The sequence below is a fragment of the Streptomyces sp. NBC_00569 genome (assembly GCF_036345255.1).
In the GTDB taxonomy this organism is placed as follows: domain Bacteria; phylum Actinomycetota; class Actinomycetes; order Streptomycetales; family Streptomycetaceae; genus Streptomyces.
Genome location: NZ_CP107783.1, coordinates 2,556,438 through 2,579,560 on the forward strand (window position 1 = coordinate 2,556,438; position 23,123 = coordinate 2,579,560).

Sequence of the window (23,123 nt, forward strand, 5' to 3'; positions counted from 1 at the left end):
ATGTTATTTTGGAGCACATGCCCCGAAGTGACGCCCCCACCACCCCCGCCGCCGCCCCCACGGCCCTCCTCGCCACCGGCGTCCTCCTCATCGCCGTGAACCTGCGCCCCGGGGTCGTCTCCGTGTCGCCCGAGCTCGACGCGATACGTCACTCCACGGGCCTGAGCGCCCCGCTCGCCGGGCTCCTCACCACGCTGCCGATCCTGTGCTTCGGCCTGCTCGCGCCGTTCGCCTCGCGCCTGTCGCTCCGGATCGGTATGAGCCGCGCGCTCGGCGCGATGATGGTCCTTCTCACGGCGGGCATCGCGCTGCGCCTCGCGCCGGGTCTGCCGGCCCTGTTCGCGGGCACGGTGCTCCTCGGGGCCGCCATCTCCCTCTCCAACGTGCTCGTGCCGAGCGTGATCAAGCGCCACTTCCACCAGCGCACCGGCCTGATGATGGGCCTGTACTCGGTCGCCCTCTTCTGCGGGGCGGCCCTCGCGGCCGGCGTCACCGTTCCGCTCGGGCAGGCCGTCGGCTTCGGCTGGCGCGGCTCCATCGGAGTGTGGGCCGTCCTGTCGGCGCTGGCGTTCCTGGTCTGGCTCCCGCAGCTGCGCGCCGGGCGCCAGGAGGCCCCGACTCCCGTCACGAACAAGGGAGCCGGGGCGCCCGACGTCTCGCGCCGGCCGCTGCGCCACTCACGTCTCGCCTGGCAGATCACCTTCCTGATGGGACTTCAGTCGCTGGTGTACTACGCGTGCGCCGCGTGGATCCCGGCCATGCTGACGAGCGAGGGCATGTCGAGCACGGAGGCCGGCTGGATGCTGTCGCTGATGAGCCTGGTCGGGATCGTCGGCTCGCTCACCTTCACGGCGCTCGTGGGCCGCGCCCGCCATCAGGTCCCGTTCGCACTGTGCGGCACGGTCCTGTTCGGTGCGTCGCTCGTCGGCCTCGCGTTCGCACCCGTCGGCGGTGCGTACGCGTGGATGCTCATGCAGGGCTTCGGCAGCGGCCTCCTGATCAGCACCGCACTCGCCGTCATCGTCCTGCGCTCCCCGGACAGCACCCGCGCCGCGCAGATGTCAGGCATGGCGCAGGGTGTCGGCTATCTGCTCGCCGCCGCGGGCCCGTTCGTGCTCGGCGCCCTGCACGACGCGACCGACGGCTGGACGGCACCGATGCTGCTGCTCGCGGCGCTGTGCGTACCGATGGGCATCGCGGGCGTCGGCGCGGGCCGCGACCGCCAACTCGACGACGAGCACACGGCACACACCCCCACCGCAGGAGCGCCCTCCCCCTCGGGCCAGGAGAACGCGCCGAGCTCCGGCCGCTGACCCCGCACCAGGGGGTTTGCTCGTGCGACTCGGGCTGCTCGTACGATGTCCGCCAGTGTGTCCGCGCGAGCGCACGGAGGAAGGGGTGAGGGTGTCCGCCACAGCCGATTCGCGACGTCGTGTCCGCGTCGCGCCCGCCAACCCCGAGGCGGCCGCCGTTCTCAGGTCGTGGGCGCGGCAAGGCGATTCACTGCTCGATGTGGCGGAACTCGACCTGTCCCACGCCGACCTCTCCGGCCTCGATCTGGCCGTGGGGCTGCTCACGGGGACCGTGTTGCGCGGCGCCCGGCTCGTCGGCACGGACTTGTATCGCGCGCACTTGGAAGGGGCGGTCCTGGAAGGTGCCGATCTCTCCCGCGCCTGCCTGACGAAGGCGATCCTCGACGAGGCCGACCTGAGGGGCGCGGTCCTCGTGGCGGCGAGCCTCGGCAGCGCGGAGCTCTACGGGGTCGACGCGCGGGCGGCCTCTTTCCGCGGCGCGCGGCTCAACGGTGCCTCGTTCCTCGACGCGCGTCTGGAGGGCGCCGACCTCACCGGCGCCTCGGTGCGCGAAACGTCCCTCAAAGCGGTCCTCGACGACCGCACGCGCGTCGAGGGCCTCACCGGCACCGTCTTCGGCCCCGCACGCCTCGAAGGAAGCGGTCCGCCGCACGAACTGGCGGGCCCCGCACTCGAGAAGTGGCTGAACAGCCGCGGCGCGGCCGTCCAGGTCCTCGGTTCCCGTCCGGCCCCCCGCACCGACGCACGCGCCGACACAGCCTCAGGGAACCTGCACAACCGGCCGTTTCCGCCCACCGGAACCCCGTCCACCACGCCGACCAGCACGTCTTCGGCCCGATGATAGGTTCGACCGCGTGATATCGACGGGGCCACTGAGCCGTACGGCGCTGAGCCGAGTCACCTTGGTGGGTGCGCGCGGACGCGTCGAACTCGTCCTGCCGTCCCGCGAGCCGCTCGGCGTGCTCCTGCCGGAAGTGCTGCGGCTCCTCGAAGACGACAGCTTCCCCCGCACCTCGCGCCACCGCCTCGTCGCCGCCGACGGGTCGGCGCTCGAAGCCGACAGCACGCTGGAGTCCGCGGGCGTGTCCGACGGCGCGGTGCTGCGCCTCGTACCCGTAGAGGAGTCGGTGTCCGTGCCTGCGGCTCACGCCGACATCGACCTGCGCACCTGGTGCTGGCGGCCCGCCGCGCGCAGGGTGGTGGCCGGTGCGGCCACCGTCGTCTGGGCCGTGCTCGCCGGGCTCCTGGCACGTCAGGGCCAGGCGGACGCGCTGTCCGCCGTCAGCGGCACGTCGCTCGCGGCTGCCTCCCTCGCGGCGCTCGCCGGGGCGCTCTTCGGGCGGGCCGGGCACAAGGGGCTCGCGACGACGCTGATCGCGACGGCCGGTGCGGTCGGTGTACTCGGCGCCTGGACGCTCGCCGACGCGTACGGCTGGCCGGGTGCGGCGCGCCTGGCGTGCGTGGGCGGGGTGTTGGCCGGGGCACTGCTGTTGCTCGGGCTGTTCTCGCCGGTGGGCCGGAGCGGTGTGGTGGGCGCGGCGGCCGTTGCCGGGTGCGGGATCTGCTGGGAGGCCGCTCTCGCCCTGCAGTCGGGTGGCGGCACGGCGCAGGAGTCGGCTCGCGCGGGTGCGCTCGTAGCGGTCGCCTCCGTGGTCGCGCTGGGACTGCTCCCGCGTCTCTCGCTCCACGCGTCGGGCCTGTCGGGTCTCGACGACCGCCGGTCCGGCGGGGCTTCGGTCAGCCGCTACGAGGTGTCCACGGCGCTGGCCGCCACCCATCGCGAACTCGCTCTCGCCTCCGGCGTCCTCGCGGTCTCGGCGGCCGTCGCCGCGGTGTGCGCGCTGCGGGCTCCCACGGTGTGGACGGTGCTGCTCGCGGTCGCCGTCGCGCTCGTACTGGCGCTGCGCGCGCGGGCCTTTCCCCTGACCGGGGAAGTGGTCGCGCTGCTCGGCGCCGGAGCGGTGGTGGCCGTACGGCTCGCGTGGGTGTGGCTCGACGACGGCTCGGGCGCGGCGGGGCCGCCGGCCGCGCTGGTCCTGCTCGCGCTGATGTCGCTCGGGGTGTCGGCCGTGCGGCCCGCGGAACTTGTGCGGGTCCGGCTGCGCCGCGTCGGCGACGTACTCGAATCGGTCGGTGTGATCGCGCTGCTCCCGTTGGTGATCGGCGTGTTCGGTGTGTACGGGCGTCTGCTCGGCACCTTCGCGTAAGGGCTCGGGGAATGACGCAGAACGACTGGCAGAACAACGTCCTGCGGGACCTGCTCAGGCAGACCCAGGCACAACTGGGCGGGGAGGGCGGCGGGATGACCGCGTCCGAGGTGCCCGGTTCCGGGCCGGCGGGGCAGGACTCCGGGGCGGGTGGCGAGGCGGAGACCTCGGTGGCGCCACCGCCCGCGCCCGGGCGCGCCCGGCTTCCGCGCCGACGGCCCAACACGGCCCCTTCACCGGACGCGGGCCCCGGCCCGTCGCCGTCACCGCCGCTCGACCCGGACGGCGACGCCACGGATGAGCCGACTCCCCGGACGGTCACCCCGGAGCCGCGTCAGGCGTCCGCCCCGGCCCCGCGCCGGGCGGCGTCACTGGCGGCGCGCATGGCGGCAGGCCGAGCGGAGCGACCGACGCCACCGACGGACGCGAACGCCACCCTTGCGGTGCCCGCGCCTGCCCCGGCGCCGGGCGCGCCGACGTCTCTGCTCAAGGCCGACGTCACGGATGCGGCACCGGTCCCGGAGGCGTCAACCGACGGCCCCGGCGACGCACCGGCGGCCGCAGAGCCCCCGGCGCCGGAGACCCGCCCCATGAGCACGGGCTCCTCCGCGATACCGAACGTGTCCATCGAGATCAAGACGAAGGCCACACCAACACCGGTACCCCCGGCCGAGATCACGGACGCGCGGCCTTCCACCCCAGTCACGGACGCGCGGCCATCCACCCCAGTCACAGACGCCACGCCACCCGCCCCGGTCGCAGACGCCACGCCGCCCGCCCCAGTGACAGCCACCCACACCCCAGGCCCCGGCGGGCCCACCCCCACCCCCCGAGCCGACATCACAGACGCCACGCCACCCGCCCCGGTCACCACCACCCACACCCCGACCCCCAGCACACCCACCCCCACACCCCAGGCCAACGTCACAGACGCCACGCCACCCGCCCCCAGCGCCCCCGTCCACACCCCGGCGCCCGCCCCGCCCCCGTCCACCCCGTCCTCACCCCTGCCGTCCGCGCCGGCCCCCTCAGGGCTCCCCGCCCCCTACGCGCCTGCACCCGCGCCCGCACCCCAGCCGCACACGCCCGCAGTCGCCCCCCACTCCCGCTCGCGGAACTCCCGCCTCCCCGCCGTCACCCCCGAATCCGTCCCCACCGTCGACCCGCGACTCGCGGGGGCACTCGGGCGGGCTCAGCACGGGGACACCGTGGCGCGGCGTACCGGGCGCTCGTTGCGCCGGCTCGCCTCGTCCGCCGCGCAGGAGGTGTCCGAAGAGACGCGTCTCGCACGGGAGTTGCAGCAGCCGGTGGCCAACGGCCGGGTGGTCGCCGTGACGTCGATCCGCGGGGGCGTGGGCAAGACCACCGTGTCCGCCCTCCTCGCCCGCACCCTCAACCACTACCGTCACGACCCGGTGCTCGCGCTGGAGGCGGACGCCGCACTCGGCACGCTGCCGGTGCGTCTTGGCGCGGAGTCGGTGCGCTGGTCGTGCCCGGATCTCGCGCAGATCCTCAAACCGTCGATGCAGCTCACCGACGTCACCGGCTATCTCGTGCCGGTCACCGACGGCGGCTGGCTCCTCCCGGCGAGCCAGGGCCGCGTCGGCGCTCCGCTGGACGTGCGCACGTACAGGACTCTGTCGCTCGCGCTGCGGCGCTACTTCGCGGTGACGGTCGTGGACTGCGAGACGCTGCCGGGCGAGGTGGCGCGTACGGCGATGGACACGGCGCACGCGCGCGTGGTGGTCGCCCCGATGACGGTGGAGGGCGTGGGCGGCACGCGCGTGGTGCTCGACTGGCTTGCGCAGCTGCCGAAGGCGGCCCTGGCCGCCACCGTCGTCGCGCTCACGTCGAGCGCGCCCGACATGACGCTCGACCTGAAGGCGGCGACGGCGCATCTGCGGGAGACGGGGGTCGCGGTCGTGCACCTGCCGTACGACCGTCATCTGGCCGCGGGAGGCCCGATCCGGACGGCGCTCCTGTCGGAGGCGACGCGCCGGGCGGCCACGGGGCTGGCGGCCGAGGCGGTGCAGCGGGCGGCCGCGGCGAGGTAGCGGCGGCGCGGCGGTCGGCGGACCGCCCGGCCCGGCCTGTACTCCGCGAGCCCGGCATGATCGGGAGGGGAGGCACTAGGCACAACCCGTCCGGCGGGGTAGCTTGCGCTGCCAATGGTTCAGTCCTGGTCCGCCGCCACGGAAGGGGACCCATGCACGAGTTCACCGTCCCGCGTCTCGTCGAGCCACCGCGCTCGGGCGGGCTCGCCGACTCCGTGTTCACGACCGCCGAGCGCGACCCGAGACGCCTCCAGTTCTCGCGCCCGAGCGACAACGGCCGGGGCGGCGGCGCCCGCCGCGACATCTCCTGGATTCCCGTCACCGCGGCCGCTTTCCGTGACGACGTGCTCGCGGTCGCCCGCGGATTCCTCGCGAACGGGATCCGGCTCGGTGACCGCGTGGCCCTCATGTCCCGAACCCGCTACGAGTGGACGCTCCTCGCGTACGCGCTGTGGACCGTCGGCGCCGAGGTCGTCCCCGTGTACCCCACGTCGTCCGTGGAGCAGGTCCGGTGGATCCTCCAGGACACCGGCGCGACGGGGATCGTCGTGGAGAACGAGAACCACGCGATGACGGTGGCCGCCGCCTACGGCTCTCAGGCGGCGCTCACCCGGATCTGGCAGCTCGACAGCGGCTGCGTGGCGGCGCTCGAGGAGGACGGGACGGGCGTGGCCGACGAGGACGTGCACCGGCAGCGCGCGGCCGTCGCCCCCGGGAACCCGGCGGCCATCTGCTACACGTCCGGCACCACGGGCCGCCCCAAGGGCTGTGTCATCACGCACGCGAACCTCGCGTCCGAGTGCGACAACCTGCTGGCCGGCTGGAGCAGCCTCCTGGGGGGTCCCGGCGAACCCCCGTCGCTGCTCGCGTTCCTGCCGCTGTCCCACTGCTACGGCCTGATGGTCGTCGTCGGTGCGGTGCGGGGCGGTGTGCACGTGGCGCACCAGCCCGACCTCTCCCCCGAGAGCCTCCTGCCCGCGCTCGCCTCGTTCCGGCCCACCTTCCTGTTCGGGGTCCCCTACATCTTCGAGACGGTCCTCGCCAGGTCCCGTGCGGCCGCGCAGGAGGCGGGCCACGGCACGCTGTTCCGCAGGGCGGCGCAGGTCGCGGTGCGGTACGCGGAGGCGGCGGAGCGGCAGTCGCTCGGCCGCGGCCAGGGGCCGGGGCCGCGGCTCAGGCTGCGGCACGCGGTGTACGAGCGGCTGGTGTACGCGAAGCTGCGCGCGGTCCTCGGCGGCCGGGTGCGCCACGCGGTGTCGGGCGGTTCGCCGCTGTCCCGCGAGACGGGCCTGTTCTTCGCGGGCGCCGGCATCACGGTCTACGACGGCTACGGGCTGACGGAGACCACGGCGGCGGTGACCGCTCAGCCGGTCGGCGCGGTCCGCTTCGGCACGGTGGGCCGGCCGCTTCCCGGGTGTTCCGTGCACATCGCGGGCGACGGCGAGATCTGGGTCCGCGGCGACGTCGTGTTCAGCGGATATCTCAACAACCCTCAGGCGACCGGGGCGGCGCTCCAGGGTGACTGGTTCGCGACCGGTGACCTCGGGCATCTCGACGACGGCTATCTCGTCATCACCGGCCGCAAGAAGGACGTCATCATCACCAGCGGCGGCAAGAGCATGTCACCGCTGGTCCTGGAGGAGGAGCTGCGCGGGCACCCGCTGATCTCGCAGTGCGTCGTCGTCGGCGACAACAGGCCGTACGTGGCCGCGCTCATCACCCTCGACCCGCAGGCCCTGCACCACTGGCAGCGCCTCAAGGGCCGGACCCCCGCCGAGCCGTGCACGCTGACCGACGACGAGGAGCTGCGTGCCCAGATCCAGCGTGCCGTCTCGCGGGCGAACACCCGGGTCTCGCGGGCGGAGTCGATCCGTGAATTCCGTATCCTGCCGCGCGAGTTCACCCCCGACACGGGCCTGCTCACGCCGTCGCTGAAGCTGCGCAGGAGCGCGATCCTCGCCGCGTACGCGCAGGACGTGGAGCGGCTGTACACGCCCCGCGCTGCGGCGTCCTTCGCACGGGAGCCGTTCGGTCGCCGCTGACCTCGCCCGTGTCAGACGTCAACCACGGCTCCATTGCCCCACCCTCACCGGGTACGGCATCTCCAGCGGCGTGACGCAGCTCGGCGACCGTGTGCAGCAGGGCGTCCCCGAGCCGCTCGCCCGGGCCGTGTCACCGGAGAGCGCCACGGACTGACGGCGCGCCCCGCGAGCCACGCGTCAGACGAAGGCGTGTCAGATGAAGCGTCCTCCCGCCACTTCCAGGACGCAGCCCGTCGTGTACGACGACAGGTCGGACGCGAGGAACAGAACCGTTCCGGCGACCTCCTCTGGCTCACCGGCGCGGCGCATCGGCACCTCGGCGAGCTTGGCGTTCCAGATGTCCTCGCGCAGGGACTCCGTCATCTCGGTGCGGATCAGGCCTGGCTGGACGGCGTTGACCCGCACGCCCCGGTGGGCGAGTTCCTTCGCGGCGGCCTTGGTGAGGCCGACGAGACCGGCCTTGGCCGCGCTGTAGTTCGTCTGTCCGACCATGCCGACCTTGCCGGAGATCGACGAGATGTTGACGATCGAGCCGCTTCCCTGCTCGCGCATGACCTCGGCGGCCGCTCGGGTGCCCAGCCAGGCCCCCTTGAGGTGGACGTCGACGACCGCGTCGAAGTCGGCCTCGGACATCTTGCGCAGGGTGGCGTCCCGTGTGATGCCCGCGTTGTTGACCATCACATCGAGGGAACCGAACCGCTCGACGCAGCCGCGGACGGCGGCCTTCACCGCGTCGGCGTCGGTGACGTCGCAGGTGACGGCGGCCACCTGGGTGCCGGTGGAGTCGAGGGCGCGGGCGCTCGCCTCGGCCGCGGGGCCGTCGATGTCGGCGATGACGACGCGCGCGCCGTTCTTGTGGAAGGCCGTGGCGATGGCGAGGCCGATCCCCTTGGCAGCCCCGGTGACCAGGGCGCTCCTGCCGTGCAGCATGGGATGAATCTCCTTGTCGGGTACGTCAGTTGAGGGCTTCGGCGGTGCCGAGCAGCGCGGTGACCTGGCTGGAGAGCACACCTCCGTTGCCGTGGGCGAGGGCGACGCGGGCCCCGTCGACCTGGCGTTCGTCGCAGTCGCCGCGCAGTTGGCGTACGGCTTCGATGACGGTGAAGATGCCGTACATGCCGGGGTGGCCGTACGAGAGGCCGCCGCCGTTGGTGTTGACGGGGAGCCTGCCGCCGGGCGCGATGCCGCCGTCGGCGACGAAGGGACCGCCCTCCCCCTTGGCGCAGAACCCGAGGTCCTCCAGGAACAGGACGGGGTTGATGGTGAACGCGTCGTACAGCTCGACGACGTCCACGTCGCCCGGGGCGAGCCCCGCCATGTCGAAGGCGCGGCGTCCGGACTCGGTCGCCGCCGTCACGGTGAGGTCGGGCATCCGCGAGATGTTGCGGTGCCAGGTGGCCTCGCCCCCGCCGAGCAGATAGGCGGGCACGGCGGCCAGGTCGCGGGCCCGCTCGGCCGAGGTGACGACGAGGGCGCCGCCGCCGTCGGTGACGAGGCAGCAGTCCCGTACGGTCAGCGGGTCGCTGATCATGCGGGAGCCGAGGACGTCCTCGCGGGTGAGCGGCCTGCGTTCGAAGGCGGCCGGGTTGAGCTGCGCCCACGCCCGCGCCGCGACCGCCACATCGGCCAGCTGCTCCCGCGTGGTCCCGTACTCGTACATGTGCCGCGAGGTCGCGAGCGCGTACATGCTCAGTGGGTAGCGGGGGCCGTACGGCTCCTCGTACGGGTCCGGCCTGGTCGGGGAGACGAGGCGGCCGCCGTCGGAGCGCTGCGTGCTGCCGTAGACGATCAGCGCGGTGGTGCACAGCCCCTGCTCGATCGCGGCAGCGGCGTGCAGGAGGTGGGAGACGAAGGAGCTGCCGCCGATGTTCGTGCCGTCGAGGTGGCGGGGGCGGATACCGAGGTACTCGGCGGTGTCCATGGCGGCCATCGGCAGGTATGACGAGGCGGTGAACAGGCCGTCGACCTGCGACTTGGCGATGCCGGCGTCCTCGAGGGCGCGGGCGGTGGCCTGGCCGACGAGGTCGAGGTGGGTGAGTCCGGGGGCGACCTCGCCGAGGTCGGACTCGGCCACGCCGACGACGGCGGCCCTGCCGCGCAGCGACTGGGTCATCGGGCGTCCTCCTTCGGCTCGAAGACGGCGGTGTCGCCGTCCGCTGTCGTGCGGAACCGGACGCGGTCGCCGATCGCGACGTCCTCCGGAGCGGGCCCCTCGACCCGCGACATCATGCGGAAGCCGTCGTCGAGGTCGACGAGTACGACGTTGTGGGCGCCGTCGCGGCCGCGCACGACGGTCGTCGCGTACACGGTGCCGTCACCGGTGCTGAGCTCCCAGCCCAGCTTCTGCGTACCGCAGTCGGGGCAGAGGGTGCGGGGCGGGAAGACGGCGGCCGCGCAGTGCGCGCAGCGCTGGTAGCACAGTTCGCCGCGGCCAAGGCCGGCGCGGTGGGCGAGGGCCGGGGACCGGTGCTCCGGCGTCACGGCGACTCCACGGGGGGCGGGTGGGTTCATCGTGCGTCCTGTTCCGAAGGGGCGCTCAGCAGGGCGAGGCAGTCCACGGCGACGGCGCCGTCGCCGTCCGCGCCGCACAGCAGCGGGTTCACGTCGAGTTCGAGGAGGTCGTCGGCGAGGTCGGTGGCGAGCCAGGACAGGCGGACGAGGGCGTCCGCCACGGCGTCGACGTCGCGAGCGGACGCGCCGCGCACCCCGTCGAGGACCCGTGCCGCGCGCAGCGAGCGCAGCATGCGCACCGCCCCCGCGTGGTCGACGGGGGCCACGGCGACCTGGCTGTCGTCGAGTACGTCGACGAGGACACCGCCGAACCCGGCGACCACGACGGGCCCGAACGCGGCGTCGCGCTGGATGCCGAGGATCAGCTCGGTGCGGTCGCCGCCCGCCATGCGCTGCACGAGGAGCCGCGCGTCGCCGACGCCCTCGCGGGCCGCGGCGGCGAGGATGTCCCGCGCGGCGTCACGCACGCCGTCCGGCGTGGTCAGGCCGAGCCGCACGCCCCCCATGTCGCTCTTGTGGGCGATGTCCGCCGACAGCAGCTTGACGGCCAGGGGCCCTTCGAGGTCCGCCGCGACCCGTACGGCTTCCTCGGGGTCGCGCGCGGTGCGGGCCTGCGCGCAGTGGAGTCCGTAGGCGGCGATGAGCCGGGCGGACTCGTACTCGTCGAGCCGGGTACGGCCGTGGGCGCGGGCCTCTTCGACGATCGCGCGGGCGGCCCGCGGGTCGGTGCCCGTGGGGCGTGCGCCCGTCGGAAGGGGCGGGCGGAGACTGAAGTCGGCGAGGTGCCCGAGGGCCGCGGCGGCCCGGCCCGGGTCGCTGTAGCAGGGCACGCCCACCTCGCGGAGCCGCTGCCGCGCCCTGCCGTTGCCACCGGTCCAGACGACGACGAGCGGCTGGTCGGTGGAGCCGTGCGCCTTCGCGATGGCGTCGGTCAGCTCGTCGATGTCGCCGTCGGCGTTACCGAGCAGCACGCCGATCATGTCGGTGCCGGGGTGTTCGAGGGCGACGTCGAGGGCGCGGCGCAGCATGTCGGGTTCGCTGACGAGCGCGGCGGTCAGGTCGACGGGGTTGCGGGGCGAACCGAACGGGGGGATGACGCCGGCCATGCGCCGCTGCCACTCCTCGTCCCAGGTGTCGACGGCGATGCCGTGGGTGGCGGCCTCGTCGGCCATGAGGACTCCGGCGCCGCCCGACAGGGAGAGGGTGGTGAGACGGCGGCCCCTGGCGCGGCGGCCGGTGGCGAAGATCTGGGCGGCGTCCAGCATGGGTTCGACGCCGCTCACGCGGGTGAGGCCGAACTGGCGTGCCGCGCCGTCGAAGACGCGGTCCTCGCCGGCCAGTGACGCGGTGTGCGACTGGGCGGCGCGGGCACCGGCGGCGGAGCGGCCCACCTTCACGGCGATGACGGGTTTGTCGGCCGCGTGCGCGGCGCGGGCCGCGTCGAGGAGTCCGGGGCCGTCGCTGACGCCTTCGAGGTAGGCGAGCAGGACCTTCGACTCGTCGGTCGCGGCGAACGCGCCGAGGAGTTCGGACACCGAGATGTCGACCTCGTTGCCGGTGTTGACGTAGTGGGCGAGGCCGATGCCGTACTGGCGCGCCTCGCTGAAGATGAACGAGCCGAAGGCGCCGCTCTGGCTGACGAACGCGACGGGGCCCGGGCGCAGTTCGATGTTCTCGTCGAGCGCCGACGTGAAGGTGGGCACGGCCCGGTCGTGGACGCTGATGAGGCCGAGGCAGTTGGGCCCGAGGACGCGGACGCCGCTCTCCTCCGCGGCGGACTTCAACTCCCGTTGCAGCACCGCGCCTTGTTCGCCGGTCTCGGCGTAGCCGGCCGCGGCGACGATCGCCACCTTGATGCCGCGGCGACCGCACGCTCGGATGCCCTCGGCCGCGTGGGCGGCGTCGAGCATGACCATCGCGAGGTCGATGTCGCCGTCGATCGCGTCGAGGGTGGCGTGGGCGGGCAGGCCCTGGACGGTGGCTCGGCGGGAGTTCACCGGCAGGATGCGGCCCGCGTATCCGAAGCGCTTGAGGTAGTCGACGGGGCGGCCCGACAGTTTTCGAGGGTTGTCGGAGGCGCCGAGTACGGCGATGGAGCGGGGGTGGAGAAGGGTGTCGACGAGGTCCGTGCGGGACGGTTGCGCGCTCATGCCCCGGCCTCCCGCAGCAGCCCCTTGCCGATGATGAGTTTCTGGATCTCGCTGGTGCCCTCGTAGATCCGGAAGAGGCGCGCGTCACGGTAGAGGCGCTCGACGGTCGAGGCGCTCATATAGCCGCTGCCGCCGTGCACTTGGACGGCGCGGTCGACGACCCGGCACACCATCTCGCTGCAGAACAGCTTGGCGCTGGAGGGCCCCACGCGGGTGTCGGTGCCCGCGTCGTACGCCTCGGCGGCGGCAAGCACCAGGGAGCGGCCCGCGAGGAGTTCGGCGTGCGACTCGGCGAGGAGTTCCTGGACGAGCTGGAAGCGGCCGATGGACTCGCCGCCCTGCTCGGCGGTGACGGCGTAGCGCACGGCCTCGTCGAGTGCGCGGGCCGCGAGGCCGACGCACAGGGCCGCGATGTGCAGGCGGCCGCGCGTGAGCGAGGCCATCGCGGCACGGAATCCGGTGCCGGGCTCGCCGCCGAGGACGGCGTCGGCGGGGACCCGCGCGTCGTCGAAGTAGACCGGTGCGGTGTGGGCGCCGCGCTGGCCCATCTTGCGGTCCGGCGGCCCGATCCGTACGCCCGGCGCCGTGCTTTCCACGAGGAAGGCGGAGATCCCGCGGTGGGCCTCGGCGTCGGGGTCGGTCCGCGCGAAGACGACGAACAGGTCGGCGTGGTCGGCGTTGGTGATGAACCGCTTGGCGCCGGACAGGACCCAGCCGTCGCCCTCGCGGACGGCGCGGGTGCGTACGCCGCTGGGGTCCGAGCCGGCGCCGTCCTCGGTGAGGGCGAACGAGGCGACCGCGGAACCGGCGGCGAGCGCGGGCAGCCAGCGCTTCTGCTGCTCGGGCGTGCCGAAGTTCACCAGGGCCTTGCCCGCGATGCCGTTGTTGGTGCCGAGCATGGAGCGGAACGCCGGTGTGGTCCAGCCGAGTTCGATGGCCAGGCGCACGTCCTGGCGCATGTCGAGGCCGAGCCCTCCGTACTCCTCTGGCAGCGCCCAGCCGAACAGGCCCATGTCGGCGGCGCCGCTCCGCAGCCGCTCGGGTATGGCGTCGCTCTGCTCGATCTCCTCCTCCAGCGGCACGACTTCACCGCGGACGAAGTCCTTCACGGTGCGTAGGATGTCCTCGAAGACATCGGAATCCATGGCTGTCTCCCTTGTGTCGGGGGGTGTCCGGCTCGGTATTCGGCCGCCCGTCAGCGTGCTGACCGTCAGAGCGCGGCGGGCTGTTGCGTGGCGTCTGCCGTCGTGGCCTCCCGCTCCTCGGCTGCCGCGGTGCGCGCGAGCAGGGCGCGGGCGCCGAAGAGCGAGAGCAGCACCATCAGGACGGCGAAGGCCACTACGGGCACGATCGATCCGGTGGCGGTGAGCAGCGCCTGCCCGATGAGGGGCGTGCCGCCGCCGAAGAGCATCCCGGCCGCGGAGTACGACACCGAGATGCCGGTGTAGCGGACGCGGGCGGGGAACGCCTGGGCGAGCATGCCGGCGAGGAGTGCGTAGAACATGACGTGCGGCAGCGTCGCGATGACCATGCCGAGCAGGGTGAGGCCGAAGCTGCGGGTCGAGATCAGCCAGAACAGCACGGGCATGGCCGGGATCTCGAGGATCAGCAGGACGGTGACGACCTTGCGGGTGTTCCAGCGGCTGCCGAGGACGGCGCCGAAGGGCTGGGCGACGAACTGCGCGACGGTGGCGAGCAGGATGATCGTGAGCATGCTGTCGCGGGACATGCCGAGGTCGTTGGTGGCCCAGGACAGGGCGAAGGTGTTCTTCAGGTACGAGGCGACGTACGCGATGACGGAGGCCGCGAGCCCGAGCGCGACCGTCGTCCTGTGGGTGCGCAGCAGCTCGACGAGGGGCAGTCGTGCGACCTGTTCGGTCTGCTTGAGCCGCAGCAGTTCGGGGGATTCCTGGATGCGCATCCGCACGATCAGGCCGACGATCACGAGCAGCGCGGAGGCGAGGAAGGGCAGACGCCAGCCCCACGTCACGAAGGCGGCGTCGGGGAGCTGCGAGACGGCGGTGAAGGCGAGGACGGCGAGGATCTGGCCGGTGGGCGAGCCCTGCTGGGCGAAGGCGCCGAAGAGGAACCCGCGGCGCCGCTCGGTGTGTTCGGTCGCGATGAGGACGGCGCCGCCCCATTCGCCGCCCACGGCGACGCCCTGCACGACGCGCAGCAGCACGAGCAGGACCGGGGCCAGGACGCCGACGGTGTCGTACGTGGGCAGCAGGCCCATCCCCGCGGTGGCGACGCCCATGAGGAGAAGCGTCGCGATGAGGGTGTTCTTACGCCCGATGCGGTCGCCCAGGTGCCCGAAGACGATGCTGCCGAGGGGGCGGGCGACGAAGCCGATCCAGAACGTCGCGAAGGACGCGAGGACGCCGACGGCGGGTGACGCCTCGGGGAAGAAAAGTTTCCCGAGGACAATCGCCGACGCGGTCCCGAATATGTAGAAGTCGTACCACTCGATGGTGGTTCCGATGAATGCGGCAATTCCCGCCCGCCGCCCCATCTTCTCGTCTGCGACGAGTCAGCGTCTCACCCTTGCCACACTCCTTCGGGGGCAATTCGGATTCACCGAAAGCCCGTCTCACGTGGGTACTTGGGCTAATGGCGCGCTTATTGAATTCCGGCTCCATGCGGCCGTTTTCGCGTCTGATGACATTTACCGTATCACCGGATGCGTGATGCAACTAACACATTGTTGGCCATCGATTTATTCGCCGGGGCGACATAATCTCGACGCGTCGGAACGAAACGGCCTCCGGCGGAGGCGGAGGGTGGAAGGGCATGGAACTGCGCCGCCTGCAGGCTTTCGTCGCGGTCGCCGAGGAGCTCAGCTTCAGCCGGGCCGCGGCCCGGCTGCACATGTCGCAGCCACCCCTCTCCCAACAGATCAAGCGGCTCGAGCAGGACGTCGGCGTCGAGCTGCTGCACCGCACCACCCGCAGCGTCGAGCTCACCGCCGCCGGGGCGGCGTTCCTCACCGAGGTGCGGTCCGCGCTCGACTCCCTGGAGGCCGCGAAGCTCGCGGCGCACCGGGCGGCGGAGGGGGTCACCGGGGTGGTGCGGCTGGCGTTCAGCGGCCCCACGTCGTATCGCGAACTCCTCGCCATCGCACGCGAGTTCAGGCTGCGGCACCCCACCGTCAGACTCGACGTCGTCGGCCCCTACTACGGTGGCGAGCTGGCCGAGCGCCTGCACCTGCGGGAGGCGGACGCGGGTCTGGTGCGGCTCCCGCTGCCGGACACCGGGCTGCGGGTGCGGGAGCTGCTGCGGCACCCGCTGGTCGCGGCCGTGCCCTCCGAACACCCGCTCGCCGCACGGGAGTCGCTGACCCTCACCGACCTGCGGGACGTGCCCTTCGTCAGCTACCCGGCCGGCCGGGGCTCGATCGTGCGGGACCTGGTGCTGTCGGCGTTCCTGGCGCAGGGCGCGACCCCGCGCATCGTCCAGGACGCGCCCGACACCCATACCCTTCTCTCCCTGGTGGGGGCGAGCGTCGGCATCGGGCTCACTCCGGACTCCGCCGGGCACCTGGCGGTGCCGGGAGTGACGCTGGTCCCGGTCCTTGACGCCCCGGCGCTCCCGCTCGGCCTCGCCTGGCGGGCGGACGACACCGATCCGGCGGTGGCAGCGCTCGTCGACCTGGTCGGCACGTTCGCCGACGGGCTCCGGGACCTGCCGGCGACGTGACATCGCCGGGCGCCCCCCGATCCTCCGCCTTACGCCGTCCCGCCCGCGGGGCAGGGGGTGAGCTCCACCCCGAGCAGCCGTCGCGCCCGCTCCTGGACCGGCTTGTCGACCATCACACCGTCGACGGCCGACACCGCGTCGCCCGCCGCGAGCACCTTCCTGGCCCAGGCCAGCTCCTCGTCCGACGGTGCGAACCCCTCGGCCACCGCGGGGAGTTGCCTCGGATGGATGCACAGTTTGCCTCCGAAGCCGAGCCGTCGGGCGTGCCGGATGTCCTGCGCGAGCGCGTCGGCGTCGTCGAGCGCGGTGGTGACGCCGTCCAGCGGGGGCGCGACACCGGCGGCGGTGCACGCCATGACCAGCCGGGACCGCGCGTACGCCAGCGCCAGGGTGTCGTCGTGGCGCACGCCCAGCTCGGTGGCGAGGTCGACGCTGCCGAACGCCGCACGGACGACGCCGGGCACGCAGCACACGTCGAGGGCGCGCTCGATCCCGGCTGCCGTCTCGACGAGCGGGATCACGGCGCAGACCTCCGCGATCCGCGCGATCACGTCGGGGTCCTCGGCCTTGGGCAGCATCACCGGACAGCCGAACGCGGTGACGAGGTCCAGGTCGGCGTCCCACCAGGGCGTGCCGGGCGCGTTGATCCGCACCACCGCGTCCCTGCCCCGCGCGAGCCAGTCGGCGGCGTGCCGGCGGGCCGCGTCCTTGCCGTCGGCCGCGACGGCGTCCTCCAGGTCGATGATCACGGCGTCGGCCCCGGCCGCGGCCGCCTTCTCGAACCGGTCCGGACGGTGCCCCGGGGCGAAGAGCAGGCTGCGGGCGGCGGCGAGGCGGGTGCGGTCCCGGCCGAGGCGCGCGGGGTCGGCGAGTTCGGTACTCGCGGGGTCGGTACTCGCGGGGTCGGTACTCGCAGGCTCGACAGCCGTGTGCTCAGCGCTCACTTGAAAGTCACCTCCGCCGTCGCGTGCCGCTCGTCCCGACGCGTGGCGATCCGCAGTCCCGCCGACCCTCCGTCGTCCGCCACGTCGCCGAGCGCACAGACCTGTTCGCCGGCGAACACGGGCTTGCGGAGCCGGTAGGAGAGCGTATGGATCTCCCGCTCCGGGGCCTCGCGCCGGGCGAGCTCCAGCATCAGCTGCACGAGGAGCGGCCCGTGGACGACGAGGCCCGGGTAGCCCTCGACGTCGCGCACGTACGGCTCGTCGTAGTGAATGCGGTGGGCGTTCGCGGTGAGCGCGCTGTAGCGGAACAGCAGGGTCGGTGAGGGGCGCAGGATCAACTGCCAGTCGGCGTCGGCCGGTTCGGCCTCACCGAGGTCGAGGCCGAAGCCCCCGCTCCGCCCCTCGTCCTCGCCCGTGCGGTAGACGAGGTCCTGCTCCTCGGTGAGCCGCGTCTCACCCTCCTGCACAATCTCATGACGGATCGTCACGAACGCCATCTCGCCGGTGCGGCCGCGCTTGATCTCGACCTTGGCGAGGGAACTCGTACGCCGGGCGGGCACGCCCACCCGCAGCGGCGCGGTGAACTCCGCGCGGCCGCCCGCGAACATGCGCCTGCGGTCCGGGAGGGGCGGCAGGAAGTGGCCGTGCGCGGGGTGCCCGTCGGCCCCCAGCTCCCGCTGTGCGGGCCATTCGAGGAAGTGAAGCCAGTGCCACAGCGGCGGCAACGGCTCCCCCTCGGCGGCCACGGCCGCCTCCTGGTCGAGCACCTGGCTCAGCGCGGCGACGGGCGCGGCGGCGACGGGATCGTCCAAGGTCACGGGCGCCGGCGCCCAGGCGTCCAGATACCGTGCGAGCGCGAACTCGCCCTGGGATACGTCTGGTTGGGGCATGGTCCTCATTCTCCGATGCGTTGCGAAACGGGTGCCGCGGAAGCCGCCGGTGCCGCCGCCGCGTCGTGCAGGGTCTCCAGGGACCGGCCGCGGGTGTCGACACCGAAGAAGAACACGGTGGCCGTGGCGACCAGCCAGCATCCCGCGATGAACACGAACACGGCGACATAGCCGAGCCCCGGCGCGGTGTAGATCGCCGCGACGACCAGCGGCGCGATGACGTTGCCGATCCGGCCGACGCCGTTGCCGAGCCCGGCGCCCGCCGTGCGCAGGCGGGTGGGGAAGACCTCGGGGGTGTACGAGTAGAGCACCGCGATGAACGTCTGGCTGAGCGCGGCGACGAGCGTGCCGAACACGACGACGGCCACGACGGACGAGCTGAGTCCGTACCCGATGCCGAGGACCGCCACCACGAGACCGAGCACCACCGCGAGGTGCTTGCGCGGGTAGCGGTCGATGAACGGCCAGGCGAGGAACGCGCCGGGCACCGCCCCGATGGTGGTGACCGCGGACATGGACATGCTCTTCGCGAAGTCCTGGCCGTGGTCGGCGAGCAGCGTCGGCACCCAGGACTGGAACCCGTAGAAACCGACGAGCCCGAAGAGCCACAGGACCATGAGGGCCACGGTGTTGCGCCGCTGGCCCGCGGCGAAGAGTTCGGAGAACCGCGGCCGGTCCGCCGGCGCGGGCGGCGTGGCGAGCGCCTCCGCGGACGGCTCCCAGTCGGGCACGAAGGCGCGTGTGACCTGCACGGCTTCGGCGCTGCGGCCGCGCGCGAGGAGCCAGCGCGGCGACTCGGGCAGGCGCATCAGGAGCGGTACGAGCAGGACGCCGAGGGCGCCGATGACGAAGAGGGCGCGCCAGCCGCCGGGGTCGTCGGCGGTCAGGCCGCGGGCCGTGAACGCCACGACGGGGATGCCGATCAGGCCGGTGCCGAGCGCCGTCGCCTGGGCGCGGCCGCGGCGTGCGGCGGGGGTGACCTCGGAGAGGTAGGTGATCGCGACGGAGGTCATGGCGCCGAGGCCGAACCCGGTCGCGAAGCGGGCCGCGGCCATCGCGCCCACCCCGGTGACCAGTGCGTTGACCACGGAGGCCGCGGAGAAGAGCACCACGGACCCCGCCATGACCCGCCGCCGGCCCACCTGGTCGGCGAACCGGCCGCCGAGGATCGCGCCGGCCGCCATACCGGCGAAGCCCAGGGCGGTGACGAACGCGATGTCGTCGACGGTGAAGAGGTGCGCCCGGCGGATGGCGGGCGCGGCGAACGCGAACGTGTTCAGGTCGGCGAGGTCGAAGAAGAACATGGCGCTGACAGTGAGCAGCACCCGCCGGTGCAGGGCACCGTGCCGGGCGCCGCTGAGCGCGGCGAGCAGGGGATGCGCATCGCCCATGCGAGACCTCCGGGGGACAGGCGGCTGGACAGCCGGTGGACAGGTGGGTTGCCAGGTACCTGAACGGGTGGCTGGACAGACCGATCGATGTGGCCGCCTCAATGACGGATTGTGCCGTACAAAACGCGGCCCAGCGTCCGCCCCGCCGGGCGTCCAGTCAACCCCCCAGGGATGAAGTTGCATGTGAAAGCTTTAAGTTGCCCTGCGGTGGCGGCATTGACGACCCCGCGATTTGGCCGTACAAAGTAATCACGCAGTGCAGGACATGTACGAAGGGAAGCCATGCCGGCCATCGCGGAATCGCTCGCCGAGTGGGCGTACGGATACGAACCCGACGCCGAGGACCTGGCGCTCGCCCGCCGCTCCCTCCTGGACACGGTCGCGGTCACGCTCGCCGCGCGCGACCACCCGGTGAGCGCGCTGGCCGCCGAGCTGCCGGACGCGGCGCGCTGGGCCGCGGTCGGGCACGTCCTCGACTTCGACGACCTGCACATCGAGTCCACGACACACATCAGCGTCGTGATCGTCCCCGCGGTCCTCGCGGCGGGCGGCGACGCGCGTGCCTATCTGGCCGGGGCCGGCGTCATGGCCCGGCTCGGCACGCTGCTCGGCTGGTCGCACTACGCCGCGGGCTGGCACGCCACCTGCACGGCGGGCGCCCCCGCGGCGGCCGTCGCGGCGGGCGTCGCCTGGGGCCTCACTCCCGAGAGGCTCGCGACGGCCATGGCGCTCGCGGTGCCCGGCGCGAGCGGGGTCCAGGCCGCGTTCGGCACGCACAGCAAGTCGCTCCAGGTCGGCTTCGCGGCGGAGGCGGGGGTGCGGGCGGCGCGCCTCGCCCGGGCCGGCGCCACGGCCGACCCGCGGGCGGTCGACGCGTGGCTGGAGCTGGTGGGCGCGCAAGGAGCGGACGGCGCCGGCGGAGGTGTGCCCCACAGCGGCGGTCCCGCCGTACCCGGCGGCCTCGCCATCAAGATGTTCCCCTGCTGCTACGCGATGCAGCGCCCGATCGCGGCGCTGCGCGACCTGCGCGCCGAGTGCGGCCCCGACGACGTCACGGCCGTGCGCGTCACCACGCCGGGGGCCACCGTCCACCCCCTCATCCACGACGACCCGGACACCGGGCTCGAAGGCAAGTTCAGCCTCCCGTACGCGGTGGCGACGGCCCTCCTCGACGGCTTCCCCGGCTTCGGGGCCTTCACGGACGACGCGGTGGGCCGGCCCGAGGCCCGGCGTCTGATGGCCACCGTCGAGACAGAGCACACCGAGGGCGGTGCCGGGCTCCTCGACGGCGAGGTCGACCTCGCGGTGACACTCACCGACGGCCGGGTCCTGCGCTCCGCCCTCGCCCATCCCCCGGGCTCGCCCCAGCGCCCGCCCACGGACGAGGAGCTGGTGGAGAAGTTCATCGCGTGCGGCAGCGACGTACCCGCTCTGCTCAAGGACACGACCTGGGAGTCGGCCCGCGCCCTGCTCCTCACCGAACTTCCCGGGAAGGACCCCGCATGACCGATCCGCTCCCCCTCGAAGGCATCACGGTCGTCAGCCTGGAACAGGCCGTCGCCGCGCCCTTCGCCACCCGCCAGCTCGCCGACCTCGGCGCCCGCGTGATCAAGGTCGAGCGTCCCGGCGGAGGCGACTTCGCCCGCCGCTACGACACCACCGTGCACGGCCAGGCCAGCTATTTCGTGTGGCTCAACCGCTCCAAGGAGTCCCTCACCCTGGACCTCAAGTCGCAGGAGGGCCGGGACATCCTGGAGGAACTCCTCGCGGACGCCGACGTGTTCGTCCAGAACCTCGCCCCGGGTGCCGCCGACCGCATGGACCTCGGCCCCGCTGCGCTCCAGGCCCGCCACCCCCGCCTGATCCCCTGCACCATCAGCGGGTACGGCACCAGCGGCTCCTGGTCGCAGCGCAAGGCCTACGACCTGCTCGTGCAGTGCCAGACCGGGCTGCTCTCCATCACGGGCTCGCCCGACGAGCCCGCCCGCGTGGGCATCTCCGTCGCCGACATCGCGGCGGGCATGTACGCGTACAGCGGCGTACTCTCCGCCCTCTACACGCGGGCCACCACCGGGCGCGCGCCCGCCGTCGAGGTCTCCCTCTTCGAGGCGCTCGCCGAGTGGATGAGCCAGCCCGCCTACTACACGCGTTACGGCGGCACGCAGCCGCCGCGCATCGGCGCCCAGCACGCCACGATCGCGCCCTACGGCCCGTTCACCGCCTCCGACGGGAAGGAGGTGCTGCTCTCCATCCAGAACGAGCGGGAGTGGCAGGCCCTGTGCACCACGGTCCTCGGCCGTCCCGAACTCACCGACGACCCCCGCATGGCCACCGGCGCCGACCGCGTCGCCCACCGCGACGAGGTCAACGCGGCCGTCTCCGCGCGCTTCGCCGAGCTCGGCAGCGAGGACGCCATGGCGCTCCTCGACAAGGCCGGCATCGCCAACGCGGGTGTGAACTCCATCGCCGAGTTCCTCGCCCACCCCGCTCTCGCCGAGCGCGACCGCTGGCGCGACATCGCCGTGCCGGGCGCGCAGGGACCCGTACAGGCCCTGCTTCCCCCGGCGGACCTCTCCGGCGTCACCCCCCGGATGGACCCCGTGCCCGCCGCGGGAGAGCACACCGAACGGATCCTCACCGCCCTGGGCCGCAGCACCGCCGACATCGAGCGGCTGCGGGCGCAGGGCGTCATCGACACCACGCACGACCACGAACAAGGAGCGTCCGCGAAGTGAGCACCCTCGACACCCTCTCCACCGACGAGCAGCTGATCGTCGAGACCGTGCGGAACTTCGTGGACCGCGAGGTGAAGCCGGTCGTACGCGAGTTGGAGCATGCAGACACCTACCCCGAGGCTCTCATCGAGCAGATGAAGGACCTGGGCATCTTCGGCCTGGCGATCCCCGAGGAGTATGGCGGCACGCCCGTCTCCACGCCCTGCTACGTGCTGATCACGGAGGAGCTGGCACGCGGCTGGATGAGCCTCGCCGGCGCCATGGGCGGCCACACCGTCGTCTCCAAGCTGCTGCTGCACTTCGGCACCGACGAGCAGAAGAACCGCTACCTGCCGAAGATGGCGACCGGCGAGATCCGCTCGACGATGGCCCTCACCGAGCCGGGCGGCGGCTCCGACCTCCAGGCGATGCGCACGGTCGCGCGGCGCGACGGGGACTCGTACGTCGTCAACGGCGGCAAGACCTGGATCACCAACTCCCGCCGCTCGCAGCTGATCGCGCTGCTGTGCAAGACGGACCCGGCGGCCGAGCCGAAGCACCGCGGCATCTCCATCCTGCTCGCCGAGCACGGCCCGGGGCTCACCGTCTCGCGCGACCTGCCGAAGCTCGGCTACAAGGGCGTCGAGAGCTGTGAGCTGACCTTCGACGACTACCGCGTCCCGGCCGGCGCGCTGCTCGGCGGCGTCGAGGGCAAGGGCTTCGGGCAGATGATGAAGGGCCTGGAGACGGGCCGCCTCCAGGTCGCCTCGCGCGCGCTCGGCGTCGGCAGGGCCGCGTTCGAGGACGCACTGCGCTACGCGCAGGAGCGCGAGACGTTCGGCGAGCCCATCTACAAGCACCAGTCGATCGGCAACTACCTGGCCGATATGGCGACTTCGCTCACCGCGGCGCGCCAGCTCACCCTGTACGCCGCCCGCGAGGCGGACGCGGGCCGCCGCGTCGACATGGAGGCGGGCATGGCCAAGCTCTTCGCGTCGGAGACGGCCATGGAGATCGCCCTGAACGCGGTCCGTATCCACGGAGGCTACGGCTACTCGACCGAGTTCGACGTCGAGCGCTACTTCCGCGACGCGCCCCTGATGATCGTCGGCGAGGGCACCAACGAGATCCAGCGCAACGTCATCGTGCGCCAGCTGGTCTCGCGGGGCGGTCTGGACGTCTGACCTGCGCACCGCCTTGTACGGCCATTA

General features: G+C 73.0%; 18 protein-coding genes. 9 read left to right on the plus strand and 9 right to left on the minus strand.

Annotation, left to right across the window (positions count from 1 at the left end):
* The first annotated feature begins 17 nt into the window (after positions 1-17).
* The 5 genes from OHO83_RS11615 (at position 18) to OHO83_RS11635 (ending at position 7,616) form a co-directional block, all read left to right on the plus strand.
* Positions 18-1,313, plus strand: coding sequence for a CynX/NimT family MFS transporter (locus OHO83_RS11615; protein WP_330279404.1), 1,296 nt, complete (start codon positions 18-20; stop codon positions 1,311-1,313).
* A 91-nt stretch (positions 1,314-1,404) separates the two neighbouring features.
* Positions 1,405-2,154, plus strand: coding sequence for a pentapeptide repeat-containing protein (locus tag OHO83_RS11620; RefSeq protein WP_266675432.1), 750 nt, complete (start codon positions 1,405-1,407; stop codon positions 2,152-2,154).
* Positions 2,155-2,167: 13 nt separating this feature from the next.
* Positions 2,168-3,520 carry an EsaB/YukD family protein gene (locus OHO83_RS11625; RefSeq protein ID WP_266675431.1) on the plus strand — a complete coding sequence of 451 codons (1,353 nt, stop codon included), beginning with the start codon at positions 2,168-2,170 and terminating at the stop codon, positions 3,518-3,520.
* Between the two features lie 11 nt (positions 3,521-3,531).
* Positions 3,532-5,574 carry a hypothetical protein gene (locus OHO83_RS11630; protein WP_330279405.1) on the plus strand — a complete coding sequence of 681 codons (2,043 nt, stop codon included), beginning with the start codon at positions 3,532-3,534 and terminating at the stop codon, positions 5,572-5,574.
* Between the two features lie 152 nt (positions 5,575-5,726).
* On the plus strand, positions 5,727-7,616 hold the full coding sequence (locus OHO83_RS11635) for an AMP-dependent synthetase/ligase (protein WP_330279406.1): 1,890 nt from the start codon (positions 5,727-5,729) through the stop codon (positions 7,614-7,616).
* A gap of 192 nt (positions 7,617-7,808) precedes the next feature.
* Here the strand turns inward: OHO83_RS11635 and fabG are convergent, their stop codons facing one another.
* The 6 genes from fabG to OHO83_RS11665 form a co-directional block, all read right to left on the minus strand.
* Positions 7,809-8,546, minus strand: a complete 738-nt coding sequence (gene fabG, locus OHO83_RS11640; RefSeq protein WP_266675428.1) for a 3-oxoacyl-ACP reductase FabG — start codon at positions 8,544-8,546, stop codon at positions 7,809-7,811.
* A gap of 25 nt (positions 8,547-8,571) precedes the next feature.
* Positions 8,572-9,729: a thiolase gene (locus OHO83_RS11645; protein ID WP_266675427.1), complete on the minus strand. Its 1,158-nt coding sequence runs from the start codon at positions 9,727-9,729 to the stop codon at positions 8,572-8,574.
* Positions 9,726-10,127, minus strand: a complete 402-nt coding sequence (locus OHO83_RS11650) for a Zn-ribbon domain-containing OB-fold protein (protein WP_330279407.1) — start codon at positions 10,125-10,127, stop codon at positions 9,726-9,728. Before OHO83_RS11650 ends, OHO83_RS11645 begins: the two co-directional genes overlap by 4 nt.
* Positions 10,124-12,277, minus strand: coding sequence for an acetate--CoA ligase family protein (locus OHO83_RS11655; protein WP_330279408.1), 2,154 nt, complete (start codon positions 12,275-12,277; stop codon positions 10,124-10,126). Before OHO83_RS11655 ends, OHO83_RS11650 begins: the two co-directional genes overlap by 4 nt.
* Positions 12,274-13,422, minus strand: a complete 1,149-nt coding sequence (locus OHO83_RS11660; RefSeq protein ID WP_330279409.1) for an acyl-CoA dehydrogenase family protein — start codon at positions 13,420-13,422, stop codon at positions 12,274-12,276. The genes OHO83_RS11655 and OHO83_RS11660 overlap by 4 nt, the downstream gene beginning before the upstream one ends.
* Before the next feature lie 65 nt (positions 13,423-13,487).
* Complete coding sequence (locus tag OHO83_RS11665) at positions 13,488-14,789, minus strand: MFS transporter (RefSeq protein WP_330279410.1); 1,302 nt, start codon at positions 14,787-14,789, stop codon at positions 13,488-13,490.
* A gap of 278 nt (positions 14,790-15,067) precedes the next feature.
* On the opposite strand from OHO83_RS11665, the gene OHO83_RS11670 reads away from it, so the two are divergent.
* Positions 15,068-15,973 carry a LysR substrate-binding domain-containing protein gene (locus OHO83_RS11670; RefSeq protein WP_329433391.1) on the plus strand — a complete coding sequence of 302 codons (906 nt, stop codon included), beginning with the start codon at positions 15,068-15,070 and terminating at the stop codon, positions 15,971-15,973.
* Between the two features lie 29 nt (positions 15,974-16,002).
* Here the strand turns inward: OHO83_RS11670 and OHO83_RS11675 are convergent, their stop codons facing one another.
* Genes OHO83_RS11675 through OHO83_RS11685 form a run of 3 tightly spaced genes read right to left on the minus strand, consistent with a single transcriptional unit; the run spans position 16,003 to position 19,198 of the window.
* Positions 16,003-16,917 carry an HpcH/HpaI aldolase/citrate lyase family protein gene (locus tag OHO83_RS11675; RefSeq protein WP_330279411.1) on the minus strand — a complete coding sequence of 305 codons (915 nt, stop codon included), beginning with the start codon at positions 16,915-16,917 and terminating at the stop codon, positions 16,003-16,005.
* On the minus strand, positions 16,914-17,807 hold the full coding sequence (locus OHO83_RS11680) for an FAS1-like dehydratase domain-containing protein (protein WP_329433394.1): 894 nt from the start codon (positions 17,805-17,807) through the stop codon (positions 16,914-16,916). The genes OHO83_RS11675 and OHO83_RS11680 overlap by 4 nt, the downstream gene beginning before the upstream one ends.
* A 5-nt stretch (positions 17,808-17,812) precedes the next feature.
* Entirely contained in the window at positions 17,813-19,198 is a 1,386-nt protein-coding gene (locus tag OHO83_RS11685; protein WP_266675419.1) for an MFS transporter, read from the minus strand.
* A 282-nt stretch (positions 19,199-19,480) separates the two neighbouring features.
* On the opposite strand from OHO83_RS11685, the gene OHO83_RS11690 reads away from it, so the two are divergent.
* From OHO83_RS11690 to OHO83_RS11700, 3 genes are read left to right on the plus strand one after another with little or no spacing between them, the layout of a single operon-like run.
* Positions 19,481-20,704: an MmgE/PrpD family protein gene (locus OHO83_RS11690; protein WP_266675418.1), complete on the plus strand. Its 1,224-nt coding sequence runs from the start codon at positions 19,481-19,483 to the stop codon at positions 20,702-20,704.
* Positions 20,701-21,933, plus strand: coding sequence for a CaiB/BaiF CoA transferase family protein (locus tag OHO83_RS11695; RefSeq protein WP_266675417.1), 1,233 nt, complete (start codon positions 20,701-20,703; stop codon positions 21,931-21,933). The genes OHO83_RS11690 and OHO83_RS11695 overlap by 4 nt, the downstream gene beginning before the upstream one ends.
* Complete coding sequence (locus OHO83_RS11700; RefSeq protein ID WP_266675416.1) at positions 21,930-23,096, plus strand: acyl-CoA dehydrogenase family protein; 1,167 nt, start codon at positions 21,930-21,932, stop codon at positions 23,094-23,096. The genes OHO83_RS11695 and OHO83_RS11700 overlap by 4 nt, the downstream gene beginning before the upstream one ends.
* The last annotated feature ends 27 nt before the right edge of the window (positions 23,097-23,123 follow it).